17 protein-coding genes and 1 riboswitch are annotated in these 18,476 nt (G+C 70.8%); of the genes, 3 read left to right on the forward strand and 14 right to left on the reverse strand.

Going from position 1 to position 18,476, the window contains the following annotated elements; all coding sequences use genetic code 11:
* Both PSH25_RS06150 and thiE read right to left on the reverse strand, forming a co-directional pair.
* The coding region (locus PSH25_RS06150) for an FAD-dependent oxidoreductase (protein ID WP_238658094.1) at window positions 1-348 on the reverse strand (348 nt) is incomplete at its 3' end.
* Window positions 345-971 carry a thiamine phosphate synthase gene (thiE, locus tag PSH25_RS06155; protein ID WP_238658085.1) on the reverse strand — a complete coding sequence of 209 codons (627 nt, stop codon included), beginning with the start codon at window positions 969-971 and terminating at the stop codon, window positions 345-347. The genes thiE and PSH25_RS06150, both read right to left, overlap by 4 nt.
* A riboswitch (TPP riboswitch) is annotated at window positions 966-1,075 on the reverse strand. It overlaps the preceding gene by 6 nt.
* Before the next feature lie 312 nt (window positions 1,076-1,387).
* On the opposite strand from thiE, the gene PSH25_RS06160 reads away from it, so the two are divergent.
* A complete protein-coding gene (locus tag PSH25_RS06160; protein WP_238658086.1) occupies window positions 1,388-7,210 on the forward strand; it encodes a ThuA domain-containing protein in 5,823 nt (1,940 codons plus the stop codon).
* A 71-nt stretch (window positions 7,211-7,281) separates the two neighbouring features.
* On the forward strand, window positions 7,282-7,884 hold the full coding sequence (locus PSH25_RS06165; protein ID WP_238658087.1) for a hypothetical protein: 603 nt from the start codon (window positions 7,282-7,284) through the stop codon (window positions 7,882-7,884).
* Between the two features lie 200 nt (window positions 7,885-8,084).
* Here PSH25_RS06165 and PSH25_RS06170 read toward each other — a convergent pair whose 3' ends face one another.
* Genes PSH25_RS06170 through PSH25_RS06180 form a run of 3 tightly spaced genes read right to left on the reverse strand, consistent with a single transcriptional unit; the run spans window position 8,085 to window position 11,410 of the window.
* Window positions 8,085-9,047, reverse strand: coding sequence for an aldo/keto reductase (locus PSH25_RS06170; RefSeq protein WP_238658088.1), 963 nt, complete (start codon window positions 9,045-9,047; stop codon window positions 8,085-8,087).
* A 36-nt stretch (window positions 9,048-9,083) separates the two neighbouring features.
* On the reverse strand, window positions 9,084-10,763 hold the full coding sequence (locus PSH25_RS06175) for an ABC-F family ATP-binding cassette domain-containing protein (RefSeq protein ID WP_238658089.1): 1,680 nt from the start codon (window positions 10,761-10,763) through the stop codon (window positions 9,084-9,086).
* 41 nt (window positions 10,764-10,804) lie between these two features.
* Complete coding sequence (locus PSH25_RS06180; RefSeq protein ID WP_124822879.1) at window positions 10,805-11,410, reverse strand: class I SAM-dependent methyltransferase; 606 nt, start codon at window positions 11,408-11,410, stop codon at window positions 10,805-10,807.
* 102 nt (window positions 11,411-11,512) lie between these two features.
* Here PSH25_RS06180 and PSH25_RS06185 point away from each other — a divergent pair, with 102 nt between their 5' ends.
* Window positions 11,513-12,652, forward strand: coding sequence for a hypothetical protein (locus PSH25_RS06185; RefSeq protein ID WP_238658090.1), 1,140 nt, complete (start codon window positions 11,513-11,515; stop codon window positions 12,650-12,652).
* A gap of 12 nt (window positions 12,653-12,664) precedes the next feature.
* Here PSH25_RS06185 and truA read toward each other — a convergent pair whose 3' ends face one another.
* From truA to PSH25_RS06230, 9 genes are all read right to left on the reverse strand, one after another.
* Complete coding sequence (gene truA / locus PSH25_RS06190) at window positions 12,665-13,495, reverse strand: tRNA pseudouridine(38-40) synthase TruA (protein WP_238658091.1); 831 nt, start codon at window positions 13,493-13,495, stop codon at window positions 12,665-12,667.
* Window positions 13,496-13,562: 67 nt separating this feature from the next.
* On the reverse strand, window positions 13,563-14,120 hold the full coding sequence (rplQ, locus tag PSH25_RS06195) for a 50S ribosomal protein L17 (RefSeq protein ID WP_053653920.1): 558 nt from the start codon (window positions 14,118-14,120) through the stop codon (window positions 13,563-13,565).
* A gap of 34 nt (window positions 14,121-14,154) precedes the next feature.
* Complete coding sequence (locus PSH25_RS06200) at window positions 14,155-15,177, reverse strand: DNA-directed RNA polymerase subunit alpha (RefSeq protein WP_007465227.1); 1,023 nt, start codon at window positions 15,175-15,177, stop codon at window positions 14,155-14,157.
* 98 nt (window positions 15,178-15,275) lie between these two features.
* Window positions 15,276-15,902, reverse strand: coding sequence for a 30S ribosomal protein S4 (rpsD, locus tag PSH25_RS06205; RefSeq protein ID WP_112584822.1), 627 nt, complete (start codon window positions 15,900-15,902; stop codon window positions 15,276-15,278).
* 13 nt (window positions 15,903-15,915) lie between these two features.
* Complete coding sequence (gene rpsK / locus PSH25_RS06210; RefSeq protein ID WP_030329919.1) at window positions 15,916-16,323, reverse strand: 30S ribosomal protein S11; 408 nt, start codon at window positions 16,321-16,323, stop codon at window positions 15,916-15,918.
* Between the two features lie 87 nt (window positions 16,324-16,410).
* Window positions 16,411-16,791: a 30S ribosomal protein S13 gene (gene rpsM / locus PSH25_RS06215; RefSeq protein ID WP_030329917.1), complete on the reverse strand. Its 381-nt coding sequence runs from the start codon at window positions 16,789-16,791 to the stop codon at window positions 16,411-16,413.
* Window positions 16,792-17,057: 266 nt separating this feature from the next.
* Window positions 17,058-17,171, reverse strand: a complete 114-nt coding sequence (gene rpmJ / locus PSH25_RS06220; protein WP_088952025.1) for a 50S ribosomal protein L36 — start codon at window positions 17,169-17,171, stop codon at window positions 17,058-17,060.
* 91 nt (window positions 17,172-17,262) lie between these two features.
* A complete protein-coding gene (infA, locus tag PSH25_RS06225) occupies window positions 17,263-17,484 on the reverse strand; it encodes a translation initiation factor IF-1 (protein ID WP_007073013.1) in 222 nt (73 codons plus the stop codon).
* A 293-nt stretch (window positions 17,485-17,777) separates the two neighbouring features.
* Window positions 17,778-18,335 (reverse strand): DUF1707 SHOCT-like domain-containing protein, encoded by a 558-nt coding sequence (locus PSH25_RS06230; protein WP_238658095.1) that lies wholly within the window; start codon window positions 18,333-18,335, stop codon window positions 17,778-17,780.
* Between the last annotated feature and the right edge of the window lie 141 nt (window positions 18,336-18,476).

Raw genomic sequence — 18,476 nt, forward strand, 5'->3', positions numbered from 1 at the left:
CAGGTCGTCACCGGTGAGCCCGACCATCAGGGTGCCCTCGGTCCGGTAGCCGATCTCGACCCCGGTCGTCTCGGTCAGCTCGGCGGCGAACGCCGGCCAGCGGGCGGCGGAGGCCAGCAGCAACCCGGTCAGCTGCCGCTCACCGAAGTACGCCTCGGCGACCGGGGAGAGCATGCCGGCGGCCACCGCCGACGCCCCCGAGCCGGGCGCCGGATCGTGCACCACGACCCGCAGCCCGCGCGCGGCGCACCGCCAGGCGATCGCCAACCCGATCGGCCCCGCCCCCACCACTGCCACGTCCGGCCGGACCCGGTCGCGCGACGGCGGTGACGGGGACCGGCCGGTCAGCACGTCAGGGCCTCGATCAGCTCGGCGGTGGCCCGTGCCGGGTCGGCGGCGGCGGAGACGGCACCCACCACCGCCACCCCGTACGCCCCGGCGGCCCGCAGCGCGGGCACCCGGGCGGCGGTCACTCCGCCGATCGCGATGACCGGGACGTCGACGGCGTCGACGACGGCGCGTACCCCGGCGGGCCCGATGGGGTCCGGCAGGCCGGTCTTGGTGCTGGTGGTGTGGCACGGCCCGACGCCGAGGTAGCTGGCGCCCGCCGCGACGGCCTCGCGCGCCGGCCCTGGGGCGCGGGCGGTGGCGCCCAGCACTCCGGTGGCGCCGAGCACCCGGCGGGCGGCGGTGACCGGCAGGTCGTCGGCGCCGACGTGCCCACCGGCCGCGCCCGCCGCCAGCGCCACGTGCAGCCGGTCGTTGACCAGGCAGGTCGCCCGGTACGGCGCGCAGAGCGCCAGCACCCGCCGGGTCAGGTCGTACGCCTCGCGGTCGGTGGCGGAGTCCTCGACCCGGACCTGCACCACCAGGTCGGTGTGGGCCACGGTGAGGGCGGCGCGCACCACGGCGAGTGGGTCGCGACCGGGTCGGGTGTCGGTGATGAGATGCAATCGCCCCAGGGACGGCACGGCAACGCTCCTCCCTGCGCCGGCATTACCCGGATCAGGTTCGACGGTCGGGGGCTGTCAGCCCCCCTCTCAGCCCGGTACACCGGGCTCCCGTGGGTTACTTGCGTGTCACCGTACGACAGATCCGCCGGCCTGCCAAGGCGCGGGGTCGACGGTGCCCGGCGGGCCGGACCGCGGCAGAACGACCAAGATCCATGGGGCACTTCATACGGTCCTGTTCGGAATGTCGCCCCCCGTTGCAGAACCGTTACCCGTCCGCATCTTGCCCGACATCGAGCCAGCCGAATTAATTTGTTCAGCGATTCGACAAAATGTCGGTGGAGGCACCTTGACACGGTGTGACCACCGGCTCCATCAGGGACGGCCTTCGGCGAGCCGACTCCCGCGAGCTCTGTCACTACGACACAGGAGGCGGCGTGTCCCGTTCTCGTCGTGCCCGCGTACCCATCACCGCGACCCTGATCTCCCTGGCCATGGCCTCGACCACCCTGTTCGGCGCGCCCGCCCAGGCGGCCGCCCAGGTTTCCCCATGGGATGCGAAAGCCGCAGCCCCGGTCAGCCAGGTGGCGCCAAAGGCCGCGGCCGATCCCTTCTCCGTCCTCGTCTTCTCCAAGACCGCCGGCTTCCGGCACGACTCCATCCCCACCGGCATCGCCGCCATCCAGCAGCTCGGCGCTGCCAACGGATTCACCGTGGACAACTCCGAGGACGGCGCCGCATTCAACGACGCCAACCTGGCGAAGTACAAGGCGGTGATCTGGCTCTCCACCACCGGTGACGTGCTCAACGCCGACCAGCAGGCGGCGTTCGAACGCTACGTGAAGGCCGGCGGCGGTTACGTCGGCATCCACGCCGCGTCGGACACCGAGTACAGCTGGGCCTGGTACGGCGACCTGGTCGGCGCGTACTTCGCCAACCACCCGCAGAACCAGCAGGCCACGGTCAAGGTGGAGGACCCCGCTCACCCGTCCACGGCCGGGTTGCCGGAGCGCTGGTCCCGGTTCGACGAGTGGTACAACTACCAGACCAACCCCCGGCCGGACGTGCACGTGCTGGCCAGCCTGGACGAGAAGAGCTACACCGCCGGTGCCGGCGCGATGGGTGCGGACCACCCGATCGCCTGGTGTCAGGACTTCGACGGTGGCCGCTCCTGGTACACCGGAGGCGGACACACCCGGGAGTCGTACGCCGAGCCCGAGTTCCTCTCCCACCTGCTCGGCGGCATCCGCACCGCGGCCGGTGTCGAGAACGCCGACTGCGGCGCCTCGAAGACGTCGAACTTCGAGAAGGTCGCGCTGGACAGCAACACCAGCAACCCGATGGAGTTGGACATCGCCCCGGACGGGCGGGTCTTCTACATCGAGCGCGACGGTCGCGTGCAGATCGTGAAGCCGGACACCGGCAACACCGTCACCGCCGTCGACCTGGACGTCTTCACCGGTAACGAGGACGGCCTCATCGGCATCCGGCTCGACCCGGACTTCGCCACCAACAACTGGGTGTACCTGTACTACGCCCCGAACGACGGCGTCACGCGCAACCTGCTGTCCCGGTTCACCGTGACCGGTGACACCATCAACCCGGCAAGCGAGAAGCAGGTGCTGCGGGTCGACACCCAGCGCAACACCTGCTGCCACGCCGGCGGCAGCATGACCTTCGACGGCGCCGGCAACCTCTACCTGGCCACCGGTGACAACACCAACCCGTTCGAGTCCAACTCGTACACGCCGATCGACGAGCGGGCGGGACGCCAGGACTACGACGCGCAGCGCACCTCGGCCAACACGAACGACCTGCGCGGCAAGGTGATCCGGATCCACCCGGAGGACGACGGGACGTACACCGTTCCGGCGGGCAACCTCTTCGCGCCGGGCACCGAGAAGACCCGTCCCGAGATCTACGCGATGGGCTTCCGCAACCCGTTCCGGATCGGCACCGACCCGAAGACCAACACGCTGTACGTCGCGGACTACGGGCCGGACGCCAACGCGGACAACCCGACCCGCGGCCCGCGCGGTCTGGTCGAGTGGAACATCGTGACCCCCGGTAACTACGGGTGGCCGTACTGCACGGGCACGAACGAGGCCTACAACGACTACACGTTCCCGTCCGGCCCGAGCGGCGCGAAGTTCGACTGCGCCGCGCCGGTCAACAACTCGCCCAACAACACCGGCCTGACCAACCTCCCGCCAGTGGTCCCGGCGACCGTCGACTACGGGTACGCCGGTGACGCGCGTTACCCGGAGATCGGTGGCGGCGGCGCCCCGATGGGCGGCCCGGTCTACCGGTACGACGCCGACCTCAACTCCAACCGCAAGTGGCCGGCGTACTACGACGGCAAGGCTCTGCTCGGCGAGTGGAACCAGAACAAGATGTACACCATGCAGGTGACCCCCGACGGCAAGTCGTTGGTGGACATCAACCAGCTGCTCGCCGGCATGAGCATGGTCCGGCCGATGGACTTCGAGTTCGGCCCGGACGGGGCGCTGTACCTGATCGAGTGGGGCAGCGGCTTCGGCGGCAACAACGACAACTCCGGCGTCTACCGGATCGACTACACCGCCGGTGACCGGGCACCGATCGCGGCGGCGTCCGCGACCCCGACGTCGGGCGCCGCGCCGTTGACCGTCGAGTTCTCCAGCGCCGGTTCCCGGGACCCGGACGGTGGCACGCTCACCTACGCCTGGGCCTTCGGCGACGGGCAGACCTCCACCGAGGCGAACCCGACCCACACGTACGCCACGGCGGGCAACTACACCGCCCAGCTCACCGTCACCAACCCCAAGGGCCGTACCGCGGTGGCCAACGTGCCGGTCACGGTGGGCAACACGTCCCCGACGGTGACCATCGAGTTCCCGCCGGACGGTGGGTTCTTCGAGTGGGGCGACCAGGTCCGCTACTCGATCAAGGTGACCGACCCGGAGGACGGGCAGGTCGACTGCGCCAAGGTGAACCTCCAGGTGCTGCTCGGCCATGACGAGCACGCCCACCCGCTGGAGCAGCACACCGGCTGCACCGGCACCGTGCAGACGTCGCTCGCCTCCGGGCACGGCGCCGAGGCGAACGTCTTCGCGGTCTTCGAGGCCACCTACACCGACGGTGGCGGGACCGGCGGGGCCAGCCCGCTCACCGGCCGCGCGATCGAGGTTCTCCAGCCCAAGCGCAAGCAGACCGAGTTCTTCACCGCCACCGGGCGCGCACCGGTGAGCACCGGCGGCGGAGACGCCGGCGTGCAGCGGGAGACCGCCGCCGACACCGCCGGCGGCGGCCAGAGCGTCGCGTTCATCGAGGACGGCGACTGGTGGTCGCTCGCCCCGGCGGACCTGACCAACATCACCGAGATCCGGTTCCGGGCCGCCTCCGCCGCCGCTGGCGGTCGGATCGAGGTCCGGGCGGGTGCGGTGGACGGACCGGTGGTCGCCACGGCCGTCGTACCGTCGACCGGCGCGTGGCAGACGTACACGGACGTGAGCGCACCGGTCACCGGCGCCGCGAGCGGCTCGCTGTACTTCCTGGCCCGCGACCCGAACGGCGGCACGGGTTCGCTGTTCAACGTCAACTGGATGGACTTCGTCGGCCGCGGTGTCACCGAGAACGGGCCGCCGGTGGTCAGCGCCACGGCCACCCCGGCCACCGGCACCGCACCGGTCACCGTCGCCTTCGACGGCACGGCCACCGACGCCGAGGGCGACACCCCGCTGACGTACGCCTGGGACTTCGGTGACGGGGGCACGGCGACCACCCTGGACGCCAGCCACACCTACACCAGCCCGGGCACCTTCACGGCCACCCTCACGGTGACCGACAGCAAGGGCGCCAAGTCGTACGCCACCGTGCCGGTGCGGGTCGACGCTCCGGACACGTCCTGCTTCGGGGCGCGTTCGGACGACTTCAACGGCAACAGCCTCGACAAGGCCCGCTGGACCAGCGTGATCCGGGAGAACCAGCTCTACTCGCTCAGTGGCGGCGCGCTGCGGCTGCCCACCGGCGTGGGTGACCTCTACGGTGCACGCAACGACGCCACCAACCTGGTGCTCCAGGCGGCTCCGACCGGCGCGTGGGAGATGACCACCAAGGTCACCCTGCCGGTGACGGCCAACTACCAGCAGGCCGGCGTCCTGGTCTACGGCGACGACGACAACTACGCCAAGCTGGACCTGCTGTACAACGGCAGCCGGCGGGTGGAGTTCATCCGGGAGACGGCGGCCACGCCTCGCAACGAGGCCGCCGACGCCACCAACGCGCCGGCGGGTGACACCGTGTACCTGCGGATCACCAGCGACGGGACGAACCTGACCGCGTCCGCCTCGGGCGACGGGCAGACCTTCACCCCGGTCGGCCGTTCGGCCGCGCTCGCCGGCATCACCAACCCGCGGATCGGGGTCTTCGCGCTCAACGGAGGCACCGAGGCGCCGGTTGTCGACGCCGCGTTCGACTCGTTCCAGGTCACGCCGGACGCCCCGGCCGGCCCGGTCGACCCGTCCGACGAGTTCACCGGCAGCACGCTGGACAAGTGCCGGTGGGACGCCATCACGCGGGAGGACCCGAGCGGTTACCGGGTCACCGGTGGCGCGTTGCGGATCGACGTGCCCAACGGTGACATCTACGGCACCGACAACACCGGGCCGAAGAACTTCATCCTCCAGACCGCGCCGTCCGGCGACTGGACCCTGGAGACGAAGGTCGACGGCAGCCTGCTGAACGAGCAGTACCAGCAGGCCGGTCTGCTCGTGCAGGCCGACGACGACAACTACCTGAAGTTCGACTTCATCGCGGACAACCAGGCCGGCCAGGCGGTGACGCGGCGGATCGAGTTCCGCAGCGAGATCGCCGGGGTGGTCCAGAACCCGCAGCCCGAGGCGGGCAACCTGACCTCGGCGGTGTGGCACCTGCGGCTGGCCCGCACGGGCGACACGTTCACCGCGTCGTACTCGGCGGACGGCACGACCTGGACCGCGTTGACGGCGCTGACCAACAGCGCGGTCGGAGCCACCCCGAAGGTCGGGCTGTTCACCCTCGGCGCCGCACAGACGGCGTCGAAGACCGCCTCGTTCGACTACTTCCGGCTCAGCACGAAGGTGGCCGACGAGACCGCGCCGGTCACCACCGCGGCGGTTTCCGGCACCCCGATCGAGGGGTGGCACACCGGGCCGGTGACGATCACGCTCACCGGGGCCGACGAGGCCGGCGGTAGCGGGCTCGCCGGTACGGAGTACCAGCTGGACGGGGCCACCACCTGGACGGCGTACACCGCTCCGGTGGCGGTCAGCGGGGACGGCGAGCACGAGCTTCGGTTCCGCTCGACGGACAAGGCCGGCAACGTGGAGGCGACCAAGACCGTCTCGGTCAAGATCGACACCACCGCGCCGGTGACCTCGGCGACGTTCGCTCCGGCGAACGACGCCGGCTGGCACAACGGGACCATCCCGGTCGTGCTGGCCGCGACCGACGCCGGATCCGGCGTCAAGACGGTCGAGTGGTCGCTGGACGGTGGCACGTGGACGCCGTACTCGACTCCGGTCGAGGTGACCGGTGACGGGCAGCACGAGCTGCTGTTCCGCTCGACGGACAAAGCGGGCAACGTCGAGACGCTGAAGTCGGCGGTGCTGCGCATCGACGGCAGCAAGCCGACGCTGCTGGTGTCCGGGCTGGCCGACGGTCAGCTCTACGGCGACAGCCAGGACGTTCGGGTGTCCTGGCAGGCCGTCGACCCGAACTCGGGCATCGCGAGCGTGGTCGGCCAACTCGACGGCCAGGCGTACACGAGCGGCACCCTGCAGGCCATGTACGACCTGTCGCTCGGCCTGCACGAGCTGACCGTGACCGCGACCGACAAGGCGGGCAACAAGACCACCTCGACGGTCCGGTTCTTCGTCACCACCTCGTTCCGGGACATGCAGAGTCTGCTGGACCGGTTCAAGGCGACGGGGCGGCTCTCGACCAAGGCGCACAAGCAGCTGTCGAACAAGCTCGACGCTGTTCGCGCGTCCGAGGCGGCCGGCGACGACAGGGCGGCCGTCCGGCAGCTCACCGCGTTCCGGACGCTCGCCTCCGACGCCACGTTGGTGCCTGAGGCGGAGGTTCGGGACGTCCTGATCCGGGACGCCGACGCCATGATCGTTCGGCTCGGCGGCGCGGCCAGCAAGGCCGGGGTCAAGGCGAACGACGGTGACCCGGTCAAGGGCACCGGGCGGCTCGGTGGCGATGCCACCCGGCTGGCACCCGGTCGCCAGCTCTGATCCGACGAGGCCCCTCCCCGGCGCTGCGGCGTCGGGGAGGGGCCTCCCTCATCGGTAGGGAGGGGATGTCCGTGACGGGTATCCGCAAGGTGTTGGCCGCCGTGTTCGTCGGACTGGCCCTGACCGTGACCGCCGCCGCCCCGGCGGCGGCTCAGGCCGCTCAGGCCGCTCAAGCGGCTCAGGCCGCTCAAGCCACGCAATGGGCTCAGGCTGCTCAGGCCGCCCGGGCGGCTCGGGCCGACAAGCTCAAACTCACGGTGGCCGGCGACGGGGCTCAGGGCGTCACCATCCAGGCCAGCTACGCCGATGGCCGCCGGCTGGAGCAGGTGGTCCGGTTGGTCCTCACCGCCACCGGCCCGGACGGGCAGCGGGTCGGGCCGGTGCAGTTGGAGCCGCAGCCCGAGGGGCACGGCTTCTACAGCAGCGGCCCGGTGCTCTCCACGGGCACCTGGAAGGTGACGGTGAACTCCCCCGCTCCGCTGCAGAGCAAGGCCACCGCCACGGTGCAGGCGAAGGCGGCGCAGTCGCCGCCGGCGGCCGAGCCGGTCGCGGTGACCAGGCCAGTCGACGGCGGGGCGGGCACCGGTTGGTGGCCGTTCGCGGCGGCCGGTCTCGTGCTCGTCGCCGCGGCGATGGGGGTGGCCATGCTGTTCGGCCGCCGCCGCACCGACTGACCGACCAACGCGCCGGCGTTCGACCGGCGCTCCGACGCCCATTCAACGACCGGGCCGGGCCGCGATGAGCGGCCCGGCCCGGCGTCGTTCGGTCGACTGTGATCGTCTCGGCATCCTTGAAGTCGGGGCTTTCCGGACCGCAGGTCACCCCGATGTCAAGGAACGCGAGTGGATCACGAAGCGCCGGGCGCCCGCCGCGCTCAGAGGACGGCGCGCAGCGCCGCCAGATCGTCGTCGCTGGGCTCCCAGGTGCCGGCGACGGCGTTGGCGCGCACCTGCTCCGGCGTGGTGGCACCGGCGATCACCGAGGTCACCGCCGGCTGGGCGGCCAGCCCACCGATCGCCACCTGGAGCATCGTCAGACCCCGCTCGGCGGCGTACGCCTCGATCGCCTCGATGGTGTCCCAGTCGGCCGCGGCGAGCCGCTCCGCGTACCGGCCACCGCCGGAGAGCCGGCTGCCGGCCGGCGGCTGAGCCTCGCGCTTGTACTTGCCGGTGAGCAGACCGTTGGCCAGCGGGAAGAACGGCAACATGCCGAGGCCGAACCGCTCACACGCCGGGATCACCTCGGCCTCCACCGAGCGCTCCACCAGGCTGTAGTGGTTCTGCGCGCTGATGAAGCGGGACCGGCCGTTGGACGAGGCGACCCAGTCCGCGTCGGCGATCTGCCAGCCGGCGAAGTTGGAGTTGCCCAGGTAGCGCACCTTCCCGTCGCGGACCAGGTCGTCCAGGGCGGCGAGGGTCTCGTCGATCGGGGTGCCCGGGTCGGGCTCGTGCATCTGGTACAGGTCGATGTGGTCGGTGCCGAGCCGGCGCAGCGACGCCTCCACCGCGCGGGCGATGTAGCGCCGCGCACCACGCGCGCCGAAGTCCGGCCCGTTGAGGCCGTTCATGTCCATGCCGAACTTGGTGGCCACCACCACGTCGTCCCGGCGCCCCTTGAGCGCCTGCCCGAGCAGCTCCTCGGAGCTGCCCTGCGGCTCGCCGTAGATGTCGGCGGTGTCGAAGAGGGTGATCCCCTCGTCCAGGGCGGCGTCCACCACCGCCCGGGTGCCGTCGAGGTCCAGCTTGCGGCCGAAGTTGTTGCAGCCGATGCCGACCACGGACACCACGAGCCCGGAGTCGCCCAGCCGGCGATAGGTCATCTCAGTCACGAGATCCACCCTATGCCGGCCGGACGCACCGTCGCCGAGGACCGCTCACCCGACGTCCCACACCGGTTCCGGGGTCTCCACCACCTCGCTGTCGCCTCGGAACAGCACGAACCGGTCGAAGGAGCGGGTGAACCAACGGTCGTGGGTGACCGCGATCACCGTGCCCTCGAAGGCGTTCAGACCCGCTTCGAGCGCTTCCGCGCTGGCCAGGTCGAGGTTGTCGGTGGGCTCGTCGAGCAGCAGCAGGGTCGCCCCGGACAACTCCAGCAGCAGCACCAGGAACCGGGCCTGCTGCCCGCCGGAGAGCGTGCCGAAGCGCTGGTCGCCCTGCGCGGCCAGCTCGTAGCGACTGAGCACCCCCATCGCCGCGTGCCGGTCCATCCCGGTGCGGTGCTCGTCGCCCCGCCAGAGGATCTCGACGAGCGTCTTCGACATCAGCTCCGGCCGGTCGTGGGTCTGGGAGAAGTGCCCGGGGCGGACCCGGGCACCGAGGCGGGCCGTGCCGTCGTGCGCCACCGGAGCGAGCGCCCCCGCCCCGTCGACCGGCCCGTTCGCCGGGTCCGGGTCGGTGCCGCCGCGGGCCAGCAGCCGCAGGAAGTGCGACTTGCCGGTGCCGTTGGCACCGAGCACCGCCACCCGGTCGCCGTACCAGATCTCCAGGTCGAAGGGGAAGGTCAGGCCGTCGAGCTCCAGCTGCTCGCAGACGACCGCGCGCTTGCCGGTCCGCCCGCCGCTGAGCCGCATCCGGATGTCCTGGTCCTTCGGCGGTACGGGCGGCGGCCCGGCCTCCTCGAACTTGCGCAACCGGGTCTGCGCGGCCTGGTAGCGCGAGGCCAACCCGTCGTTGTACGCGGCCTTCTGCTTGTACATCAGCATCAGCTCGCGCAGCTTCTGGTGCTCCTCGTCCCAGCGTCGGCGCAGCTCGTCGAGGCGGGCATGTCGAGCCACCCGAGCCTCGTGCCAGCTGGCGAAGCCGCCCGGGTGCACCCAGGCGCTGCCACCCTCGACGGCAACCACCCGGTCGGCGCTCTGGGCCAGCAGCTCGCGGTCGTGCGAGACGTAGAGCACCGACTTCGTCGACTCGCGCAGCCGCGCCTCCAGCCAGCGTTTGCCGGGCACGTCGAGGAAGTTGTCCGGTTCGTCGAGCAGCAGCACCTCGTCCGGCCCGCGCAGCAGCAACTCCAGGGCGAAGCGCTTCTGCTGACCGCCGGAGAGGGTGCGCACCGGCCGGTCCCGTACGGCGTCCCAGGGCTGGCCGAGCACGATTGTCGCGACGGTGTCGAAGAGCACCTCGGCGTCGTACCCGCCGGCCTCGCCCCAGGCGCCGAGCGCGTCGGCGTACGCCAGTTGGGCCTTTCCCGCGGCGTTGCTGAACTTGCCGTGGGCCTCGGCCGCCCGCATGGCCGCCTCGGTCTCGCCGAGCCGCCGACCGGCGTCGCGCAGCGACGGTGGGGCCAGCGACAACGCCAGGTCGGCGAGGGTCGACTCGTCGCCGATCATGCCGATGAACTGGCGCATCACGCCCAGCCCGCCGGCCCGCGCGACAACGCCGCTGCGCACCGGCAGGTCGCCGGCGACCATCCTCAGCAGGGTCGTCTTTCCCGCCCCGTTCGGCCCGACCAGGGCGACCTTGCTGCCCTCCCCGACCCGGAACGACACGTCGGCGAAGAGTTCCCGACCGTCGGGCAGGATGTGCCCGACCGCTGCCACGTCCACGTATCCCACGCCGGGATCCTGCCCCAGTGAGGGTCGGGGGGTATATCCAATTACCGGGTGACGCGCAGCACCCGGAAGCCCTTCTGGCTGGCGTACCGCTCGACCTGCCAGCTCTGCTCGGTGAGCCAGCGTTGCAGCGAGTCGCCGCCGAGGTGCCGGGCGACGACCAACCAGCCGACGCCGTCCGGGGCGAGTCGGGGCAGCCAGCGCAGCAGCAGGTCGTGCAGCCCGTCCTTGCCGATCCGGATGGGTGGGTTCGACCAGAGCTGGGCGAAGCGGACGCCGTCCGGAACGTCGTCCGGCGCGCTGACCCGGACCCGGTCGGCAGCGCCGATCCGGGCCGCGTTGGCGGCGGTCAACTCGCGGGCCCGGGCGTTGACGTCGACGGCCCAGATGGTGCTCGTGGGCGCGAGGTCGGCCAGCACACAGCTGATCGGCCCGAACCCGCAGCCGAGGTCGAGCAGGTCGCCACCGGTGTCGGCGGCGGGCAGCTCGGCCTTACGCAGGAGCACCGCGGTGCCCGGGTCGAGCCGACTGGCGGAGAAGACCCCGCCGGCCGAGGTGAGCCGGTAGTCGCGGTCGGCGACGGAGAACTCGACCTCGCGCGCCGGGGCGTCGCTGGTGGGCTGAGCGGTGAAGTAGTGGTCGCCGGTCACCCGGCAATTCTCGCACCGGTCTCGGGCGGCCCCGACACGGCCCGCACGCACATTTCCTCGAAATTACCCCCTAAAGGGACAATGACTTCTAGTCTGGGCGACATGGTGTATCGGTACCAGTCCGATGAGGACGCTTTCGAGGAGTACCCGGAGCCCGGGTCCGACCTGTCGGTGCTCGGCGCCGGTCCGCCCCCGCCGGCCGGGCCCTCTCCGTCGCGCTTCCCCACGCCGTCGCTGCCCCGGCCGAACCAGCTCTCGCTGCCCTCGTCGCAGCCCGTGCCGACTCGCGCCGAGGTGCCGCAGCCGGTGCCGGCCCGTGCCGAGGTGCCGCAGCCCGTGCCTGCTCGTGGCGACGTGGCGCAGCCACTGCCGACTCGTGCCGACATCCCGCCCGCCCCGCCTCGCAGCCAGATCTACACCTCGGCGGCGCCGGCGGAGCCGTCCGGCCGGCGCGGTGGCGGCCGACTGTGGCAGGTACTGATCGGCGGCGCAGCCGTCCTGGTGCTGCTCGCCCTCTGCGGCCTCGGTGCCGCCGCGTTGCTCATGGACCGCAACGAGCAGCAGCCGCAGACCAGCCCGACGTACCAGCCGAACGCCGCCCCGACGTCGGCCTCCGCGGAACGCCTGGCCCTCGATTCCCGGGACACCGACCAGGCCCCGCTCACCGCCAGGGAACTCTTCCCCGGCAACGAACTGAAGCTCACCGACGGCCAGCCGAGCTACCAGGTGCTCAAGACCCAGTCCAGCGGCAGTTGCGCCGTCGCCGCCACCGACGAGGTCGCCGACCTGCTGGTCCGGCTCGGCTGCAACCAGGTCGTCCGGGCCACGCTGAGTACGCCCGACGGCGGCCACCTGGTCACCGCCGGCCTGTTCAACCTCACCGACAAGGTCAGCGCGGAACGAGCCCGCGACCGACTCCGGCAACTGCTCGACGAGCGGCAGGGCCGTTTCCGTGGCCTCACCACCGACGACGGCGACGGCACCGATGTCCTGGCCAGCGCTCCGGCCCGCGTCGGTTGGCAGGTCCGTGGCCACTACCTGGCGTACGCCCTGGTGGTCCGCAAGGACGGGGCACCGGTCAAGGCGGGTGACGCCAAGGTCCGCGAGATCCTGTTCGACATGATCGAGCTGCACCTCAGTCGGGGCGTGCTGCAGAGCCGGGCCGACGGTGGCACCGCCGCACAGCCGACGGCGGCCCCGACCGGCAGCAACGCGAACCAGGGCGGCCTGCCGGGCGACTGACCCTGCGGGCCGTCAACCCTCGATCGGGACCCGCAACCGGCGGGTGAGGGTGGCGCGGTGGGCGTACTCGGCCGGATCGGCCGGGTAGCCGACGGCGACCAGCGTCAGCCCGCGCGCGGGGGCCACGGTCACCTCACTGGACCGCTCCCGCTGGGTGAGCAGGGTGCCCGGCCACTCGACCGGGCGGCGGCCGTCCCCGGCCACGAGCATGGCCCCCACCAGGCTGCGCACCATCGCCTGGCAGAACGCGTCGGCCTGCACGGTGGCGACCAGGATGCCGTCCGGGTCGCGGCGCCAGTCCAGCCGGGTCACCTCGCGCAGCGTGGTCGCGTGCTCCTTGCGCCGGCAGTACGCGGCGAAGTCGTGCTCCCCCACCAGGCCGGCCGCGGCGGCATTCAGCGCGGTCAGGTCCAACGGCTTCGGCCACGCCAGCACCTCGTGCCGGCGCAGCGGCTCGGCACCGAACGGCGCGTCGGTGACCCGGTACTCGTAGCGCCGGAAGGTGGCCGAGAACCGGGCGTCGAAGTCGGCCGGCACCTCGGTCATCGCCCGTACCCGCACGTCGGTGGGGAGCAGCCGGGCCAGGCGACGCAGCAGTCGTTCCTCGTGCTGCCGCCACACCTCCACCGGCAGGTCCAGGTGGCACACCTGCCCCGTGGCGTGCACCCCCGCGTCGGTCCGTCCGGCCACCGTCAGCCCGGTGGCCGTACCGACGCCGAGGACCAGGTCCAGGGTCTCGACGAGCACCCCCGCGACGGTGCGCCGGGTCGGCTGGGCGGCCCAGCCGGAGAAGTCGGTGCCGTCGTACGAGACGTCCAGCCGTAGCCGGATCCGCTCGTCCACCTCGTACCTCCTGTTACGGGTCGGGCCCGACACCCCGATGGGGTGCCGGGCCCGACAATGCCCTTGATCAGGCCTTGTTCTCGGTGGCCTCGTCGCTGTCCTCGCGGGCGGCGTCGGTGTCACCGGACGCCGACACCGGCGCCTCGGAGTCCTGGTCGGCCGGAGCCGACTTCGGGGCCTCGTCGGCCGGGGCGAGCGCCTCGACCTTGTCCTGCTGCGCGGCCTTGCGGGCGGCGGTCTTCTTGTTCACCTTCGGCTCGGCGACCTGAAGCTCCTCCACCAGCTCGATGATGGCCATCGGCGCGTTGTCACCCTTGCGCGGACCGGTCTTCACGATCCGGGTGTAACCGCCGGGGCGGTTGGAGTACCGGGGCGCGATCTGGTCGAACAGGGCGTAGACCACGTCCTTGTCCTTGACGACACCCAGCACACGCCGCCGCGAGGCGAGGTCACCGCGCTTGGCCTTGGTGATGAGCTGCTCGGCCAGCGGGCGCAGCCGCCGGGCCTTCGTCTCGGTGGTCTGGATCTTGCCGTGCTGGAACAGCGCGGTCGCCAGGTTGGCGAGCATCAGCCGCTCGTGCGAGGGGCTGCCGCCGAGGCGGGGGCCCTTGGTGGGCGTGGGCATTTTTGGTGCTCCTCAGTTGTGGCGGCAGCGCGGACTAGAGCTGCTCGGTCTCGCGGTAGTCGTCGGTGTCGTAGTCGGCCTCGCCGAAGGTGTCCACGACGTGCGCCGGGTCGAAGTTCGGAGCCGAGTCCTTCAGCCCGAGACCCATCCCGGCGAGCTTCATCTTGACCTCGTCGATCGACTTCTGACCGAAGTTGCGAATGTCGAGGAGGTCGGCCTCGGTACGCCCGATGAGCTCACCAACGGAGTTGATGCCCTCGCGCTTGAGGCAGTTGTAGGAGCGGACGGTGAGGTCCAGCTCCTCGATCGGCAGGGCAAGGTCCGCCGCCAGCTGGGCGTCCTGCGGGGACGGCCCGATGTCGATGCCCTCGGCGGTCTCGTCCAGCTCCCGGGCCAGCCCGAACAGCTCCACAAGCGTCGAACCGGCGGAGGCCAGCGCCGTACGCGGACCCATCGACGGCTTGGTCTCGACGTCGATGATCAGCCGGTCGAAGTCGGTCCGCTGCTCGACACGGGTCGCCTCGACGCGGTAGGTCACCTTCAGCACCGGCGAGTAGATCGAGTCGACCGGGATCCGGCCGATCTCCGCGCCGGACTGCTTGTTCTGCGCCGCCGTCACGTAGCCCCGGCCGCGCTCGACGGTCAGCTCCATGTCGAGCCGGCCCTTGCCGTTCAGGGTGGCGAGCTTGAGATCCGGGTTGTGCACCGAGACGCCGGCCGGCGGCTGGATGTCGCCCGCGGTCACGTCGCCCGGGCCCTGCTTACGCAGGTACATGCTGACCGGCTCGTCGTGCTCGGAGCTGACGCACAGCTCCTTGATGTTCATGACGAGCTCGACCACGTCCTCCTTGACACCGGGGATCGTGGTGAACTCGTGCAGCACACCGTCGATCTTGATCGAGGTGACGGCCGCGCCCGGGATCGACGACAGCAGCGTACGCCGCAGCGAGTTACCCAGGGTGTAGCCGAAGCCCGGCTCCAGCGGCTCGATGGCGAACCGGGAGCGGGTCTCGTTGATCGACTCCTCGGAGAGGGAGGGTCGCTGGCTGATGAGCATCTTTTCTCTTCTCTTCCGGGGCGCCCGCTATTTGACGCCCACGACACAAACTGTTCCGGTGGCCCGCCCCGAAGGGCGGGCCACCGAACGAGCTCGGACTACTTGGAGTAGAGCTCGACGATCAACTGCTCCTGGACCTGCGTGTCGATGACCTGCCGGGCCGGGAGGGAGTGCACGAGCACCTTCATCTGGCTCGGGATGGCCTCAAGCCACGCCGGAACCGCCCGCGAGCCGGCCTGAGCCTGCGCGACGATGAACGGGGTGAGCTCCTTGCTCTTGCCCCGAACCTCGATGATGTCGTGCTCCTTGACGCGGTACGACGGGATGTCGACCTTCTTGCCGTTCACCGTGAAGTGACCGTGCTTGACCAGCTGGCGGGCCATGTCCCGCGAGTGGGCGTAGCCGGCCCGGTAAACGACGTTGTCCAGCCGCGACTCGAGGATCTGCAGGAGGACCTCACCGGTCTTGGCCTGCTTGCCAACGGCTTCCTCGTAGTAACCGCGGAACTGCTTCTCCAGCACGCCGTAAACCCGGCGGGCCTTCTGCTTCTCACGGAGCTGGAGCAGGTACTCCGTCTCCTTGGTGCGGCCGCGGCCGTGCTGCCCGGGCGGGAACGGCCGGGACTCGAACGGGCACTTCGGACCATCGCACTTGCTGCCCTTGAGGAACAGCTTCATCTTCTCCCGCCGGCAACGGCGGCAGTCTGCACCGGTGTAACGAGCCATCTCTCTCTACCTCTCAGACCCGGCGACGCTTCGGCGGACGGCACCCGTTGTGCGGCTGCGGGGTGACGTCGGCGATCTGGCCGACCTCGAGGCCCACGGCCTGCAGCGAACGGATGGCGGTTTCCCGGCCGGAGCCGGGGCCCTTGACGAACACGTCGACCTTGCGCATGCCGTGCTCCATCGCGCGACGCGCGGCAGCCTCGGCGGCCAGCTGCGCGGCGAACGGAGTCGACTTGCGGGAGCCCTTGAAGCCGACCTGGCCAGCGGAGGCCCAGGAGATGACCGCACCGGTCGGGTCCGTGATGGACACGATGGTGTTGTTGAACGTGCTCTTGATGTGCGCCTGCCCGTGGGCGACGTTCTTGCGTTCCTTGCGCCGGACCTTCTTTACAGCGGCTCCGGCACGAGCCTTCGGTGGCATAAGTCTGTGCGCTCCTAGTTGACTTTCCGGATTGGGTTGCGGCCCGCCCTGACTCGGCGGCGACCGGCCCCGTCATCCGGTCAAGAACTACTTCTTGCCGGGCTTCTTCTTGCCGGCGACGGTCCGCTTCGGGCCCTTGCGGGTCCGTGCGTTGGTCTTGGTCCGCTGGCCACGCACGGGCAGGCCCCGGCGGTGCCGGATGCCGGCGTAGCAGCCGATCTCAACCTTGCGGCGGATGTCAGCGGCGACCTCGCGGCGCAGGTCGCCTTCAACCTTGTAGTTGCCCTCGATGTGGTCGCGGAGCTGCACGAGCTCCTCGTCCGTGAGGTCCCGAGCACGCTTGTCCGGCGAGATGCCGGTGGCGGCGAGTGTCTCCAGGGCGCGGGTGCGACCGACCCCGAAGATGTAGGTGAGCGCGATCTCCAACCGCTTTTCGCGGGGGAGATCCACGCCGACTAGACGTGCCATGTGCGGGCGTACTCCTCGTGATGTGTGGCGGAGGTGTGGACCCGTCCCACCCCGCTACCGGCCGTCCCGTCTTTCCGACGCGGTTCGCGCCGGCGACCGGGATCGGTCGCTGCCCAAGCGGGCCCCGGCCTCCGACCGGGGGTCAGCCACGCAGAGGTACGTCTGGCGTACCGCTCGCGGCTGGGACGAGCATGTGTGATGTGTGTGTCGCTGGGGATCCGCCTGGACCAACGCCACCCGGCCGTGCTCCGGCCGGACGGGCTGAGTCAGCCCTGGCGCTGCTTGTGGCGCGGGTCGCTGCAGATGACCATGACCCGGCCGTGCCGGCGGATAACCCGGCACTTCTGGCAGATCCTCTTGACGCTCGGCTTGACCTTCACGGTTGCCTTACTTCCCATCTGGCCCGGGGACGCGCTCTGCGCGACACCGGACGTCGAAGACGGACACGGGACTTCCCGGCCGTCGTCAGGACTACTTGTAGCGGTAGACGATGCGCCCGCGGGTCAGGTCGTACGGCGAAAGTTCGACGACGACCCGGTCCTCCGGAAGGATGCGGATGTAGTGCTGCCGCATCTTGCCGCTGATGTGAGCCAACACCTTGTGGCCGTTCGCGAGCTCCACCCGGAACATGGCGTTCGGCAGGGGCTCGATGACCCGACCCTCGATCTCAATGGCTCCGTCTTTTTTCGGCATGTCCTCCGCTGTCCTGACGTCGATTGCTCCGGGCGGCCCACAACGTCTTACACGGAAATCTGATCAGAATCAGAAGCCCGCGCCAGCCGCGGCTCCAGCTCCCACCGAAGCGCAGGGTGGGCATGCCGGAGTGGACGCTGTGCGCCGATCTGAAAGTGTACGCCGGCCTGCGGTCCCCCGCCAAACCGACCACCCACCAACCCGCGCAACACCCCAACCGGCCCCACCCCCAGCCCGGTTGATCATGAAGTTGTTGTCACGACACGCCGGAGCCGGCGGCAATAACTTCATGATCACCACATGAGGTGGGAGTGGGGGTCAGGGGGTTGGTGGGGGTTTTCTGATTCGGAGGCGCGCTTTGCCTGCTTGCGCTCTCGGCGGCGTTGGCGCTTGACGGCCTGGCGCTGGGGCTCTCCCCCGGCCACGCCGGTGACCGTGCGCACCACCAGCACCACGCCCCACGGCCCCGCCACCCACGCCGGCCAGAAGTAGAGCAGATCCTGGCTGAGCAGCGACGTCACCGCCCAGATGGTCACCACGATGGCGATCACCCGCAGGTACGGGAACCACACCTCGGCCAACCAGCGGGCCGTGACGCCCCTGCTGGGGGCCGGACCGAGCTGGTCACCCAGCAGACCCACCGTCGGCCCGGCGGCCGGCGCCAGGCCCGACCGCTGTGCTGGCGTCACCGGGGGCAGATCGGTGAGCAGGGCCTCAAGGTCGGCGTACGTGCGTGCCGCGTAGGCCCGCTGCAACCGCTCGTCGTACTCGTGCAGATCCAGTCGGCCCTCGTCGAGGGCGACCCGCAACCGGTCGGCCACCGCCGCACGGTCCGCGTCCGCGGCTCGCATCCCGTCGTGCCCGTCCATGCCGGCAAGCATGCCACCGTCGCGCCACTACCGCCGGACCCCCGACAACGGTCGATCATCAAGTTGTTGCCAGCCGCACCGGCGTGTCAGCGCAATAACTTCATGATCAACGAGGTGAGGCGG

The sequence above is a fragment of the Micromonospora foliorum genome, from assembly GCF_022229015.1.
Lineage (GTDB): Bacteria > Actinomycetota > Actinomycetes > Mycobacteriales > Micromonosporaceae > Micromonospora > Micromonospora foliorum.